The 15,316-nt window shown below is 33.2% G+C and carries 7 protein-coding genes and 1 pseudogene; 5 read left to right on the top strand and 3 right to left on the bottom strand.

Going from position 1 to position 15,316, the window contains the following annotated elements; translation table 11 throughout:
• Positions 1-2 precede the first annotated feature (2 nt).
• Positions 3-3,902 carry a DUF6443 domain-containing protein gene (locus EKL97_RS05645; protein ID WP_126568414.1) on the bottom strand — a complete coding sequence of 1,300 codons (3,900 nt, stop codon included), beginning with the start codon at positions 3,900-3,902 and terminating at the stop codon, positions 3-5.
• A complete protein-coding gene (locus EKL97_RS05640) occupies positions 3,902-7,963 on the bottom strand; it encodes a hypothetical protein (protein ID WP_126568413.1) in 4,062 nt (1,353 codons plus the stop codon). Before EKL97_RS05640 ends, EKL97_RS05645 begins: the two co-directional genes overlap by 1 nt.
• A gap of 277 nt (positions 7,964-8,240) precedes the next feature.
• Here EKL97_RS05640 and EKL97_RS05635 point away from each other — a divergent pair, with 277 nt between their 5' ends.
• The 5 genes from EKL97_RS05635 (at position 8,241) to EKL97_RS05610 (ending at position 14,453) form a co-directional block, all read left to right on the top strand.
• On the top strand, positions 8,241-8,651 hold the full coding sequence (locus EKL97_RS05635; protein WP_410503677.1) for a type IV pilin protein: 411 nt from the start codon (positions 8,241-8,243) through the stop codon (positions 8,649-8,651).
• 483 nt (positions 8,652-9,134) lie between these two features.
• Positions 9,135-10,538 (top strand): GspE/PulE family protein, encoded by a 1,404-nt coding sequence (locus EKL97_RS05625; protein WP_126568410.1) that lies wholly within the window; start codon positions 9,135-9,137, stop codon positions 10,536-10,538.
• 39 nt (positions 10,539-10,577) lie between these two features.
• The gene (locus tag EKL97_RS05620; RefSeq protein ID WP_126568408.1) at positions 10,578-12,731 is read left to right on the top strand and encodes a type II secretion system protein GspD; all 2,154 of its coding nucleotides are present in this window, start codon (positions 10,578-10,580) and stop codon (positions 12,729-12,731) included.
• The gene (locus tag EKL97_RS05615; protein ID WP_126568407.1) at positions 12,731-13,927 is read left to right on the top strand and encodes a general secretion pathway protein; all 1,197 of its coding nucleotides are present in this window, start codon (positions 12,731-12,733) and stop codon (positions 13,925-13,927) included. Before EKL97_RS05620 ends, EKL97_RS05615 begins: the two co-directional genes overlap by 1 nt.
• Position 13,928: 1 nt before the next feature.
• A complete protein-coding gene (locus EKL97_RS05610) occupies positions 13,929-14,453 on the top strand; it encodes a general secretion pathway protein (protein WP_126568405.1) in 525 nt (174 codons plus the stop codon).
• 351 nt (positions 14,454-14,804) lie between these two features.
• Here the strand turns inward: EKL97_RS05610 and EKL97_RS16075 are convergent.
• Positions 14,805-15,305 (bottom strand): annotated as a pseudogene (locus tag EKL97_RS16075) (hypothetical protein); the annotation flags it as partial.
• Positions 15,306-15,316 lie beyond the last annotated feature (11 nt).

Genomic DNA, 15,316 nt, shown 5'->3' with positions numbered 1-15,316 from the left:
GCTTATCTGTTAATTGTTTTAGTTGTTTGCTCGATAACTTCTTTTGATTTTGTGATAAATTGTAATGACCCTCCAGGATAAAATCCTCCGCTTTGTGGACCGATTATTCCAGCTTTAATAGGTGTCCCTTTAGGAATTACACCTTCAGTATATGTCGTTAGAGGATTCCATTCTGTTTTAATAGCACCAAAAGTCCTATTGACAAAAGAATTAGTTCCTATCTTAGCACCCCAAAAATTAGTGCCAGAACTTGACATTTGTCCGCCAAACCTTTGAACTGATATATCAATAGGAGCTTTTATGTTTATTCCTCCTATCAAAAATCCATCTGAAGTTGTAATTGCTGCTGCTCCTGCTTTTAATCCTGCACCAATACCTTTAGCACCGATAACAGCTCCAGCAACTTCTCCAATAACTTCTCCTCTTTCAAGTCCATTTCCATTAACTAACTTATTACCACCATTAACTACCGAATTTAATAGATTGTTACCTGCTCCTGTTGAATTTGTTCCAAGAAAATTATCTACTGCTCCAGAAGCTTGTGATCCAACAGCAAGCCATAAAGCAGTATTACCAACACCTTTTGCTGTTTCTATTGGATGTGTAACTGAATTCCACAAACCTTTGGCTGTATTTCCTAATCCTTCACCTATTCCAATAGTATGAGCACCTACACCATTTGGGTTTACCGCAGCATCAATCGCTAGCCAACTATGAAGCTGTAATTCTTTACCTTCAAGTTCAGTACCCATTCCCATTTTATTCTCTTGGAATGCATAAGTTGAGTTATAGGCGTAGTCCTCACTGACGGGATCAATAGACATAAACCGCCCAATCGCAAAATCGTAATTTCTATATTTAAAGCTATCCCAGTTCAGTCCCAGCTCGTCTTGACGCTCTTGTCCTTGGAATTTATACTTCTGTGCAGTTGGATTACCTTTACCTATTGCAAAACCACCATTATAACCAAGTTGTCTTAAACCAAAAGGGTAATAATTGTTTTCTTCTACAATTTCGTTAGTAAGAGCTACTCCATCATTGTTACTATCCCCATAACTTAACCGTACATTCCCTAAATGATCTTTATATTGGTAAATGTATGAAAAAGTGCCAGAATTATTTGCTACATATCCTTCGGGTTGGGAGAAAAATTTCATATTTCCGTTTTCATAGATAAAGCCTCCTGCGTAATCCGTAGTAATGCCGTTTACCGTTTTTTGTTGTTTTGTTCCTAGGGCATCGTATTCATAGTTTATGTTTACCCCTGATTTTGTTACTTGAGTGGGTAAATTAAGGTAGTTGTAGGCTACGCCAGTAATGTTTTTGTTGGCATCAGTTTTCATGTTACCATTGAGATCATAAGTATATTCTGTAGGGATATTGCTGCCATTGTTAAATCCTTCTGTACTTCCAGAACTGTCTTCTACTTTTGTGAGTTTGTTTCCTGCATCGTAAGTATAAGCCAGATTGTCCATGGTCCCAAAGGCGGTTGCTGTTGGATTAGTGTTACCCATTCTCAAGATGCCCATTATGTTTCCGTTTTTGTCATAGCTCAAACTCTCATTGTATCTGTTAGGGGTAATACTTGTCTGGTCTATGGCAGCACTTAGACGATTTAATGCATCGTAAGTATAGCTGTACTTCCTTGGGCTATTTCCTTGAGGATCATTGGCAGTTTTCCAAAGTGTTTGGCTGATGTTGCCATTATACAATGGGGTGCCTGTCACTGGATTGTTGTAATTAATCTGGAAAGCAAAAAGATCTGTACCGATAGTGTTTACGTTGTTTATGCCTTTTAGCCAGCCGCGTACGTTGTAGCTAAAGTCTACAGTTTGTAGTCTTCCTTGCGCAATAGTTCCTCCAACAGCTTTTGTGGTCAACTGCCCTAAGTTGTCATAATTGTTTGCAGTTATAACCTCTTGATTTTGATTATTTATTTTCTGCTTTTGGGTTAATAACCTCCCAGCATGGTCATAAGTGAATGCATCAACTAATGTGGTGGTGATTCCGCTCCTGAAATGTGTAGAAGTAGTTTCTAGTATTTTACCAACAAAATCAAGTTGGCTCTTTACGGTACTGGTTGTGGCTAAAAAGTCATTTTTACTGTAGTTGTAAATAGCTCTTCCCTTAGTGTCATAGTAGTTCACCGTAGTAGTCCATGAGGGTGTCCCTAAAACACGAATTTTACTTCCTGTAGGCAGGCCTTTAGTTTTTGTGGATGGCGTTACGCCATAGGAAATCGTTGATGACCCTCCATTTAAATCAAAGCCATAGTCGTCATAATAATTGATGGTGAATAAATCAATATTCTGAGTTGGAAAAGCACTATTAGTATAATATACATTGGTAGTGTTAATTGTTATAGCTGAAGTTTGCTTATTTTCAAATAAAGTGCCAGTGGCTAAGCCTTGTACTAAATTTCTTGTTGTTTGTGAATTATTGAAATATTCCCCAGAATACACTGGTCTGTTGAACATATCATACTTGATAAATAACCATTTGTTCAACGTTCTTAAATTAACATCTTGAGTTAGTATAGGTCTGTCGAGGTTGTCATAAACAATGTATTCCCAATCTTTTCCTGGTATTTTTTTCTCTACTAGGCGGTTGCGGTAATCATAGATGTACCTGTAACATAAATTATTTAGAGTATTGAGGTCAATTAATCCCTCTGCTTTAGGAGGTAAAACATAGGTTAAATTACCGTAGATATCATAAATATAATAAGTGTCGTGGAGCACTTCGGTTGCAGTAATTACACCTAGAGTATTAGTGTAATTAGAAAACGTTCTTTTTAAAATTACGCGACCTTCTTTATCTGTAAATTCTTCTGTAGTATTATTTTTACCACTTGTCCAGTTTTCGTTTTTGGTTATCGTTTTGTACAGTGAATTTGCTAGATAAAACCCACTATTGGCAGGATTTAAAGCTACTGTAGGTGTGTACGTATTGTTAGCCAAAGTGAGACTAACTATATGTGATTTTATCTGATCAGAAGCTATATTGGTAAGATATTCTTGTTTTATAGTATGATTTTGTGCTAATGCCCAGTCATTTCCTGGTGCTGCTTGCTGTTGTACTCGGTTTAAAGGAGAGGCTTCAAACAACTTATCACTAAACGGATTTGCTGTGTATTCGTATTTACTTTGGTTGTAAAACCCTAGAGTAGCAGTCTTAGCGTCTATTTTAAAGTAGTCATTTCCTGGATTAGATGAAGCATACGGAAGATAGCCTTTTACTTGACGGCCTAAGGCATCATATTCTATGTGTGTAATAATGTCTGAAGAATCACCCCCTTGACGACTAGCGATACTTTGTTTGGGTCTCCCCAAACCATCATAGTAAGTGACACTCACCAACGCTTTATCGGGTGTAGGTGAAACAAAAGGAACTAAAGTAGGTTCGTTATAATTTGTAGTTACAATATAGTTTTGGTCTTGGGAAGTTCTAATTGATAAACTATTGCAGTCTGGACTTGTACCCGAAACTAAGGGGCAGTTGTCTGAGTTGTTAAGTACATAATTATCACTTGGTTTAAGACACTGTGTTAGGTAATTAGAGGGGTCTCCAAGACCATCCAGATCATTGTCTGCGTACCATCTTGTATTTGGGTTTATCGCTGAATCGCCATCGTTACAATCCGATTGGTTAGCAACATAACCTACAGGCCTGTAGTCTGCAAATTCAGGAAATTCAGGATCACCAAAGCCATCATTATCTACGTCACGATTCCATTGATAGCAATACGTACAGCCACCTCCACCGCTACCATCATCGATAGCCACTCTGGAAGTGCTTGCTGTTTTCTTTTTAGTAGTAGCGTTAGAATTAGCATTAGGGCTCTGTGCAAATCCAAAAAAAGCAATCATTTGGAAAATTAATATGTAGATGTATTTTTTCATTATTGAATACTTTTGTTATGAACTAATATACCATTAGCAAAAAAGTCATGGTTTTTAGAAACTTTTTGTAAATTATATGTTTTTTGCTCTTTTGAAATTAATTTTAGTTTTTTTATCCTTATTTCATGAGTAGTCTTTTTTGTTTCGTCATAATGAAGTACTATATCTCCTTCCTTATATCTCTTTACATGTAGCCCATAGTTTGACAATGTTAATTCGGGGTCGTATGAGCACCAACCTTTATTTTTTACATAATACGGGTGGTCAAGAGTGTTTGTATTAGTAATGCTATTGTCAAAACTTAATTCAACAAATTCTGAATGAATAGGGGTTACAATCTTTTCGACATTGGCTATTTCAATTTTTTGTCTTTCGATATTATAGGTCAATATGCTGTCTCCTACTTTAACGTTTTCGATAGTTGTAGTATTCCCGTTTGACATTGTAATTTTTGTTCCTGCTACAAAGCAAGAACTTGGTTGAAATTCAGGGTAAATGGTAACTGCTCTAGACCTTTGAACAGTGTAACCTGATTCTAAATCTGTAATAAGTACATATAGCGTTCCAGTAATAGAACTACTACCTGTGTTAGTTAAAAATTTAGGGCAGTGATTTGTTACTGTTGTACTTCCTCCTTGTGTTGTGGTTGTTGAAGTAAACCACCATGTGTATTTAAATTTAAATGACCCTCCTTCAGTGTTTACCCAGAAATCGTACTGGTTATTGCCACCTGAAGTCCCCTCAATTACTCCCGCATAGTAGGGTTCATTGCAATTTGCAGCATTGACTGCTACCGTTTTAATAATAGAATTATTGTAACTATCTGTAACTTTTAATGAATATAGAGCAGAAGTACCACACGGAATACTAATGTTATAATTAGCAGATGTATGTAAAATTGTATTGGAAGGTGACAAAGTCCATTCGTATTTGTAATCGCCCTTGCCGCCCATCGCAATGGCATTGAGGGACTGATTAAAAACACTTGATGAAGTATACGGTAAGTAATCGATGGTTGGTTTTTTTTCAATATCAACGGAGAAAGTTTTTTGAAATATAGGTACAGTGCTTGGGGATTTAGCGTAATTATACTGTTGTTCGTTATTAATATTTTGTGTGTTATCTCTAGCAATCATAAATCTACTTAAGGAGTCGAATTCGAAGTAATTTGTTTGTCCTTTTATATCAGTTATTGATGTTACTCCAACTAACGGCTTGTGTGTATAACTAGTTATTTGAGCATTTGGTAACAATCCTCTTAAATTATTAAAAATAATTATTAGCTCGCTATCTGTCTTATTTTGAAGTGTTTCTAAGTTGCTGATGTTTAAGGCCATTAGTATCTGCTGATATGTTGCGCCTAGTATTTCGGCAATTTTATTTTCATAACCGTAGCCATATAGTACTGTATAGATAGTGCCGTCCGTTCGCTGGTATTCTATTAAATTTGCTTTTTTGTCAAAAACATTATATTGTTCTTTTACTTCTAATGGGTTTTCACCTTTTGATAATTTTAAATCCTTTAAAACTATCACATTGTTACCTAAATTTTGATATGAGTTAAGGCTTGAACTAATCAAAGTGGCATCATTATAATTAGCTTCTTTAATTGGCTTAAGAATATTTAAATTGTTCAAATTCGGAATATATGCTAGACTTGAAACTTCAGAATCAAAGGGATAGTAATATATTTTCTTAATATTTTTCCCTAATGAATTAGTTATGATACTTTCATTAAGAATGGGTTTGTCACTGTAGTAATTATAGTTAATAGTCTCAATTATTTGTCCAGATGGAGAAAATTCATTCTTAGTATTTTTACTTAATAAATTACTTTGAATATCAATTGAAGTTCCGAAACTTGCATATTGCTCACTGTTTAGACGATAACTACCTCTGTTTTTGATAGTGTAATTTTCGGAAATTGGAATTTCACCATATATAGTATATTTATATTCGTTAATTACGCTAGTAATTAATGTGCTATTATTATTGAAAATTTCCTGACTTAATAAATTTCCTCTTTTTGCTGAATAGTCTTTCGACAAAGAAGGGAGTAATCCATTATTTACTTTATACAAATAAGAATTGTATTCCTCTGAGGATAAAGTTGAGGTAAATAATTGAGTTGCATTAGAATTCGGAAAATCATTGATATTTGTATATTTATTTAGTTTATAGCCATTATTTAATTCTGTAATTTTTACTTGCGAATATCCTACATATGAAGAACTGGAATTTAATTCAAGTTTGTTATTATAATTTTGAAAAAGCCAATTCGCTCCGTCACTATACCTTGACGTACTTACGAAATTTGGAAGATTAGCTATTTGCCCAGATGTTAAGCCATTATCCTTATTGAAACTATAATTTAGTTGCTTCTGAAGTATATTGTTACTGTCAAATAGGGATTGTTGAAATATTCTTAAACCCGGAGATAAAACTTCAGAGCCAAATAATTCAAATGAATTTAATTCAAAATTAAATACATTAAAACCACCTGTAGGGAGAGTTATTTTTTCTAAACTTGCAGCTTTTGCGTATGTAAGATTAGGTACCTTACTTCCATTTCCATTTAATGTCAAACTATATCCAGAAAAAGGAAATGGTAAAAAAGAAAATTTCCCCTGGTTTTCTTTTAAATAAATCTTCGGTTTGTAATTTGCAGGAGCAATATAACTTGGGCCATTATAATAACCTAAATAGTCTTGATCAACAGCGTACCTATTTGGGAGTAAAGTACTGTTATAATTAAATGTATAACCGTTTATATTTTTTTCGTTTTTATCAAAAAAGCTGATCCCGTCTAATCGAAGTCGAGTGCAATAAAAACTATCATTGCAACCAGATTGACTTGAATAATAACTTTGCTCGAATGAGATTCCTTTAATTAAAATTCCTTCATTGTTTCTAATCTCAATTTTTTTTAAAATTTTCCCGCCCCTTACGTCTAGCCTATTTGAATCGTAATAAAAATCAATTTTTCCTTCGGGAAAAATTATAGCTTTTATTAGTTTTTCAACGGTTAAGTCATGCTCATATATTATAGTTTTAGTTCCACTGACAAAATCAGGCTGAACCTCAGTGCGCCTATTATTGTCAACAATTTTGTTCTCCTCATAGATAAAATTAACTTCTCTTCTTGAAATTGGATTTCTTATTTTTGATAATCTAATTATTGGAAAAGCATCTGCATTGACTTTTCCAAGATAAGGGTTTATAAAATAGCTTAGGCACTGATTATCAATTGATATAGTCGAATTTATGTCGTACGGATCAGGTGAAAGACTTCCTGTTTGGTTTCCATTTATAATATCGTGGTGAAATGAAATAGTTTTTTCAACATCATAAAAAGAATATTCAAAACCAGTAGAATTTGTAATTTTAAAACCAAATTTAAACCCGTCGCTAGTTTTGAAGTTTACTTTTGAATACATGAAGCCGCTGCCTAAACCAGTCTGTAGAAACGGTTCGAAAAGAAAGTTTGGATCAGTAAATGGGCTTTTAATTACATTGTTTTTTTTAGTTATTTCAATAGGTGATCCATCAGATTTGTGAAGAAACGTCGTCGACAACCCTGGTGAGATAACATGAAATTGGTCGGGTTGCTTATCAATTCCCGCATTAGCAATTGGGTATCCGTCAGAATAATATAGTAAATGCCTTAAAAAACCATAAGATACATATGCAACTCCTGTAGAAGAATATTCTGAATTTATTACAAATTGGCTATCCATATCGTCTATGCCAAAAACTTCTTTGTTTATTAAACCACCTGCACTTAAAGACCAATTAAGACCTACATTAGACGAAGTAGTGTTTACCTTTGCGCCGCCAGTATCATATGATATTGAAATAGGAATTTCTAATCCATCCAAATTAATGGAGTAAAGAGGTATTGTTATATTCGTTTTACCAGAGTACTCATCTAATGGTAGAAAATCTGAATTTACAAATGCTGTAGCTTCTGGTGATTTTATCGGCGATGTTGTAAAAGGCTCAATTTGGGAATAGAAAGTATTCGTAATTATAAGGCATCCAATTATAAAATATTTCTTCATAAGTTTTTTATTTTTACGTCTTTATACATCTGAAAGAAATACGTGTCGTTTTCTTGGAGGGAGTCAGTTGTTGTTGTTGTTGTTGTTGTTGTTGTTGTTGTTGTTGTTGTTGTTGTTGTTGTTGTTGTTGTTGTTGTTTACTTTATTAAAATCTTACATCAGCAATATTAACAAAAACTTTTCTAAATTATAGGAAAATTAATATTTTTTTTATTTTAATAATACCGTGGGTTTTGAATAAATTGTATATATTTGTTAGAACTAAAACATTTTCGTTTTGAAAAAACATCTTTTTAAGAAAATCCGTTCCTTTAATCTCCAAGAAATGTTAATAGTGTTAGCCATCATTGGCATTCTATTATTAATTGCGTTACCTAATTTGATGCCTTTGATTACTAAAGCCAAAAGTGTGGAAGCGCAAATCCAATTGAAGGCAATTTATAATGCCGAAAGACAATATTATTTTACGCACTCTAAGTATAGTCCTGATTTTAGTGAAATAGACTTTGAGGCTCCAAAAACTGTAAAAGAGAATGGCAGTGCCAATTATTCTTATGAAATAACGCATTCTTCCGATACTGAATTTAAGGTAAAAGCAACCGCATTGACTGATTTTAACGGTAATGGGATTTTTAATGTTTGGGAAATTGATCAGAATGGGCTTCCAAAACAAATAATCAATGACTGATGTGGATTTTGAAATTATTGCTTGTAGGTGTTTTTTTATTCATCTTTATACAAGATTATAAAGAGCGCGAAGTGTTTTGGTTTCTTTACCCCAGTGTAGGGATTTTAGCTTTTTTTTTGCAAATGGAATATGTACATATTTTAACCGCATTACTAAATATTAGTTTAAATTTATTGTTTGTATCGTTCTTACTTATTGTATGCTATACTTATACTAGATTTAAATTACAGCGCTCTTTTTTAAAAGAAGTTTTTGGATTGGGAGATGTACTTTTTTTTATATTTATTGCTTTTTCCTTTTCGATAATTTCCTTCCAGATTCTTTTTGTTTTTGCATTGGTATTCTCTCTCCTATTGCATTTGATTTTGCAATTTAAGAAGACCGAAAAAACAGTTCCGCTTGCGGGTTATATGTCATTATTTTTTGGAGTGGTCTACAGTATAAGTTTTTTTTGTGACAGTAATTTTTTATATGCTTATTAAAATGAACATTTTTAACATTCCAATCGAAATTCAACAACTTGTAAAAGCAGCACAGGCCTATCACTACAGGATAATTCCAGTGGAGAAAATTGGCAAGGAACTTATTTTGAAAACCGATGTGGCAAACCTGGAACTCTTACAGTCGGAATTATCCATATTATTGGGTTTTCCTACTCAATTGAAAGCTGAAACTACAGCAAATATCAATCGGTATCTCAGCACTAATTATCGAAAATCAGTATCCAATACTGTTTCTAATATTCATTATTCAGTTGATTTTCTGGAGAAAATAGTGCTCAATGCTAAGGAAATAGGCAGTAGTGATATCCATTTTGAACCTTATGAAAAAAATGCACGCGTACGTTTTCGTTTGGATGGAAAGTTGAAAGAGCAATTTCATATTGCTCCTGATGAATATCCGATTCTAATCAATAAAATAAAAATACGAGCACAACTTGATATTTCCGAAAAACGACTGCCTCAAGACGGGCGTATTACCATAGTAACCGATACGGTGGATTTTGATATTCGGGTTTCTATATTACCGACATTACATGGAGAAAAGGTAGTTCTACGTATTTTGAGTAAAGACACCAGTCATATTGATATTAGTACACTCGGTTTTACCGAAAAGGAATTGGTCACTTATTTGGAAAACATCAAAAAACCCAATGGTATCGTTCTTATTTCGGGGCCAACGGGTTCCGGTAAAACAACCACCTTATATGCCACCTTAAAAAAACTGAATCTTCCCAATACGAATATTTTAACCGTTGAAGACCCTATAGAGTATACTCTTGAAGGGATTAATCAGGTACAGTTACGTGAAAATATAGGACTTGACTTCGCTACAACGCTACGGACTTTTTTACGGCAAGATCCTGATATTATTATGGTGGGGGAAATTCGTGATGTGAATACGGCCAATATGGCCATTCGAGCCGCCTTGACAGGGCATCTTGTATTGTCGACTATACATACCAATTCAGCTTGGGCAACGGTGTCCCGATTGATTGACATGGGAATTCCATCTTTTTTGATAGCCAGCACACTTAACCTAAGTGTTGCTCAGCGTTTGATCCGAAAACTTTGTAATCGTTGCAAAACTGAGCAACCCATTTCAACGGCATTATTACCTACTGGATTTGAAATGCCCGAAAATTTACTCAGCCATTATGAAGCCGTAGGCTGTGAAGATTGTTATCATACCGGATATTCTGGAAGAAAAGCCATTTATGAAATTCTTCCCATTGATAATGAACTTTCGACTTTGATTAAAAACAATCAATTGACTATTGATCGTTATATTGAAGAAAAAGAAATTTTTACTTTGAAAAAAAATGCTTTATCATTGGTACAAAAAGGAACTACATCGATAGATGAAGTCTTTTCTTTACTCTTGTAATATATAACCTATATTTGAATATTCAATTTTGCCCAATTCATGAAAAAAATAATCATTATTCTAATTCTATTTGTATATCAAATTAATTTTTCTCAGGAAAACAGAATTCAACAGCTTAAAAATAATATTGAAGCCATTAATGCTGATGCACCTGGACTTTCTGAAAAAGTGAACATCAACATCAAAGAGGCTTCGCTTTCCAGTTTTTTATTAGCCGTATCGGAACTTCATAAATTAAACATCAGCGTTGCTCCAAATTTGAGTCAAATAAATATTGTCAATAATTTTACGGACGTGAGTGTTGGCGATTTGTTGGTCTTTTTGTGTAAAGAGTATAATCTTACGATTGAATTTACGGGGAACATACTTTCGGTTAAATCGTATGAAAAGCCAATGAAGATGCCTGTTGAAAAATTAATTGATGTAACATATGATGCTTCTGATAATTTGCTTTCTCTTGATTTAAAAGAAGATAAATTATATGATGTTTTCAAAAAAATCATGGATGTAAGTGGGAAAAATTTAGTTTTTGCCCCAGGCTTGGAAAAACAAATGTTGACTATTTATATCAAAAATATGCCATTTGATGCCGCATTAAATAAATTAGCTTATGCCAATAATCTTAGTACTTCAAAATCCAGAGATAACTTCTATGTATTTGATCAATTAGAGGGGATTTATTCCCCTGAGAATAATGCAGATAAAAGCATTACAAATATTCGACAATTTAAACCACTGCGTTCCAGAAAATCAAACTTTTTTTTTACAGTGGTTGATGCCGATAAAAAAATATTGAACGTCGATTTCGAGAACACACCCATTTCTAGTATTATTTATGATATTGGCCATGAATTAGATATCGATATGTTTATATCAAGCCCCTTGGAAAGTATTGGTAATGCTACTGTTAAGGCCAAAAATATTTCCTTTGATGCCTTATTGAACAAATTGTTTGAAACTAAAATGGAGGGTGCTTTACTCTCAAATAGTTCATCACCTGCCCAATTTAATAGCAGTACTAACTCTAGTGTAGCTTCAACGGGTGATACGTATACTTATATGAAAAATGACGGAATTTATTATTTTGGCACCAAAAACCAGTTAGTTGTCAGAAATATAAAGTCAATTCCGTTGATGCATCGCTCCATAGAGCTATTGAGTGATCCTTTAAAAGAGGGGAGGAGCGCCGGAAGATTGAATAACAATATTAATTATTCTAATTATAACACTAATTTTTCTGATCCTAAAAATGGATCAAACAATCAATTTCAAAGCAATAGTTCTGCTGCCAGCAGTAATACTTCAGAATCTATATTGTCTATTATTCCCGATGAAATAAAAAAAGATTTAGATATTAAGATTGACAAAGAATTAAATGGTTTTCTGGTGAATGGTCCAGCGGCAAATATAGCTCGTTTTGAATCTTTTATTAAATATATTGACAAAGCTGTTCCAGTTATACTTATTGAGGTGATGTTATTGGAAGTTAATAAGAGTGCGATTATAGAAACAGGAATAAGTGCGGGAATTGGAAATAAACCAGTAACAACCAGTGGAGCTGTATTTCCTAGCGTCGACATTAATCTTGGTGCTCAAACCATTAACAAAATCATTAATGGTTTTAGTGGATTTGGATCTTTAAATGTTGGTAGTGTAGTCCCGAATTTTTATTTGAGTCTTAAAGCAATGGAAAGCAATGGAAATTTAAAAATACGGTCCTCTCCAAGATTGTCAACATTGAATGGACATAAAGCGTATTTATCTATTGGTGAGACCACCTATTATGTTGTCACGAACCAGAATTTTTATGGTTCCCAAATCCCACAAGCTTCGGAAGTTAAAAACTACCAACCTATTGATGCTGAACTTTCTTTAACGATTATGCCTTTAGTTTCAGGTGATGGACAAATAACAATGGATATTAAAGTAATTCAATCTAGTTTTAACGGTCAAAAAGTAGATGCAAATGCTCCTCCTGGAATCAACTCTAGAGAATTTACTTCGATTATTCGAGTGAAAGATCAAGACATAATAGTTCTGGGAGGACTTGAGGAATCGGTTAAAGATGATTCGGGTTCGGGTGTTCCAATATTAGCGCGGATACCAGTAATAAAGTGGTTGTTTAGTTCTAGAAGGCGTGAAGATTCCAAGAAAAAATTAACTGTATTAATTAAACCTACCGTTATTTACTAATGAAGCTACCTTATTTAAATGATATATTACTTGGAAAACGATACATTGGTATCGAGCATTTTTCTTTAAATAATAAGGAAATGATTTCTGTTTTGTTGATTGAAAAGGAAAAAGCAGCTTTAGTAATTAGTAAAAAAGATAAAGTCTCCTATTGTGAAACGCTACCTGATAAATGGGACAAAACCCTTCCTTTTATTCTTATTATTAATACCAATCAGGTTATCCAAAAAGAAGTGTTGGGAATAGAATCTCAAGATGAAAAACTGCTTCAAAAAGGATTTCCTAATACCAATTGGGATGAATTCTATATTGAAATTTGGAGACTGAAGACAAAATCCATTGTTGTTATTAGCAGAAAAATCTATGTGGACGAATTGCTTTCCAATTATCACAAGCAAGGTATTGGAATTGCCGGAATCAGCCTAGGTGCCTGTTCCATTGTTGAATTAATGAACTATTCAGAGCGAAATGAATTGCTAACGAATCATCAGACTATTTCTTGGAGTGAAGAGACCTCAATTATTACCTCAAGTACAATAGATTTAGAATCAACTTATGACATAAATGGACTGCTTGTTAAAAACTGTCATATATTAGCTTTTGCAGGCATCTTGCGTTTATTGCTTAATCGCACTGAAAATACAGGAAATCTGATCGCTCATAGTAACTATCTTCTTGGAAGTTATAAGCAGCAAAGTTTCTTTTCAAAAGGATTAAAGATAATGCTCGGGATATTAGTCACTATTTTGTTAATCAACTTTTTCGTCTTTACGCATTATTTTAAACTAGCCGAAGAAACTTCTGAAAGTCTTTTGTTGAGTAAATCCTCAGTCGAAGATGTGATTAAAACGAAAGAACATATTCAAGCGAAAGAACAAAAAATAAAAAATGTGATGGCGATAACCGCTTCGCAAAGTTCACTTGTCATTAATGAAATCACGAAGACCATTCCACATTCTATTTTGCTGACGGAATTGGTGTACCATCCCTTAGAAAAAAAGATAAAAATAGAGGAGCCTATTGTAACCCAAGAAAAAACAGTAATAATTTCCGGGACAACTATTGATAATACTGCTTTTACCCGTTGGGTTGAAACAATTGATCTATTAAAAGAGGTTAATCTAGTTGTAATTACTCATTTTGGAAAAAATGAGCAGAATGAAACGGAATTTTCTATTAAATTAAAATTAAAATAAAATGAGACTCAACAGAAAAAATAAATTTTTACTTCTAGGTTTTCTCGTGGCACTCTACCTCTGTTATTCTTTCGCTATTTCTAATACGATAACTTATTTTAAAGAGTACCATTCTAAAAATGAAATGTTAAATAATAACAATAGTAGTCCAATATTAGCACATCAACTTCACCAAAAGGAAAAACAATTAGACTCACTGTTAGCTCATTATAACATAACCGCTTCGGAATCTTTTCAAAATGATTTATTAAAACAACTTAGTATCTACTGCGAGTCCTCTCATTTGAAAATTATAGACTTTAAAGAACCTCATATTACAACCGAAAAAGGGTTTACTGCCACAAGCTATATTTTTTCGTTAGAAGGTTCTTTTAATGGCTGCGTGGCATTGCTAAACAAAATGGAGAACAATCCTGCTCTTGGTAGTATAAAGCATTTAAATTTCAGAAAAAAAAGGAATTATAAAACCAATGTGGACCAATTGTTTGTTGAGGTGATTATGCAGAAGAATAAGGGAGGTAATTGAAACCGGACCATTTTGTATCTGTATTGTACAAGGTAATGAAGCTAGTTTAGAATAACAGAAGTGACTTCCTTTTTTTGCTTAGCAGATTTTTTTATGTCATTGAATACATCCTTTTATGGTTTTATTAATGTTTGTTGTTAGTTAAATATGCGAATAAAGGGTTGAAATAGTATTTGCATACATAACAAAAACAGAAAAAAATACCTTTTAGGAAATTTATTTAAAGTCTGATAATCATTATGTTTAAATTACATTCGAAGCGCTTTTGGACATATAATTATCCAGACTAAAAGACTGAAAATTAGGACAGATTTATTCAACAATTCGTAAAGAATTTATTGAGGTCGGTATCTAACCGTGTATTATTTCTCTATGACAAATATTATTGGACATACCATCCTTTTGATTAAATTGTTAAACATTCTGTCTTTGCTCTGATTACGGTTAATTCGGTAACGAAGCTAGGAAAAACATCTATTAATACTATTTTCACTTACCCAAGAATAGGTCGTTCTCATCCAAGATTCAACCTGATAAATCATCATAAAAAGCTCTGAATTGCTCGCCTTCATCGATTAATATTTGTATCAAATCAATCTTTAGCAATTGGATTATGTCCTTTCCATTTGTTGATAATGATTTTTTTTCTTTATCAATGTGTGGATCGAATATTTTACACAATGATTAACTACTTTTACCATTTTTTATTGAACTCCAAATCGAACAGCCATTCGAGATGCGTAAAGAATTTTTAAGATTGTAGCCGTTTTAAAGCAAATGAAAGTGCTTTTCTTAATCCAAATTTAACTTTATGGATAGTGTATTAGACTTAGCTGATTGTTTACCAATACAATGTATGGTAT

It is taken from the genome of Flavobacterium sp. LS1P28, assembly GCF_003970335.1.
GTDB lineage: Bacteria > Bacteroidota > Bacteroidia > Flavobacteriales > Flavobacteriaceae > Flavobacterium.
This window is presented reverse-complemented; position numbering and strand designations above follow the sequence as displayed.

Excerpts from the sequence above, each read along its gene's own strand:
- EKL97_RS05645 (WP_126568414.1), bottom strand. The coding sequence starts at position 3,902 with ATGAAAAAATACATCTACATATTAATTTTCCAAATGATTGCTTTTTTT.
- EKL97_RS05640 (WP_126568413.1), bottom strand. The coding sequence starts at position 7,963 with ATGAAGAAATATTTTATAATTGGATGCCTTATAATTACGAATACTTTC.
- EKL97_RS05625 (WP_126568410.1), top strand. The coding sequence starts at position 9,135 with ATGAACATTTTTAACATTCCAATCGAAATTCAACAACTTGTAAAAGCA.
- EKL97_RS05620 (WP_126568408.1), top strand. The coding sequence starts at position 10,578 with ATGAAAAAAATAATCATTATTCTAATTCTATTTGTATATCAAATTAAT.
- EKL97_RS05615 (WP_126568407.1), top strand. The coding sequence starts at position 12,731 with ATGAAGCTACCTTATTTAAATGATATATTACTTGGAAAACGATACATT.
- EKL97_RS05610 (WP_126568405.1), top strand. The coding sequence starts at position 13,929 with ATGAGACTCAACAGAAAAAATAAATTTTTACTTCTAGGTTTTCTCGTG.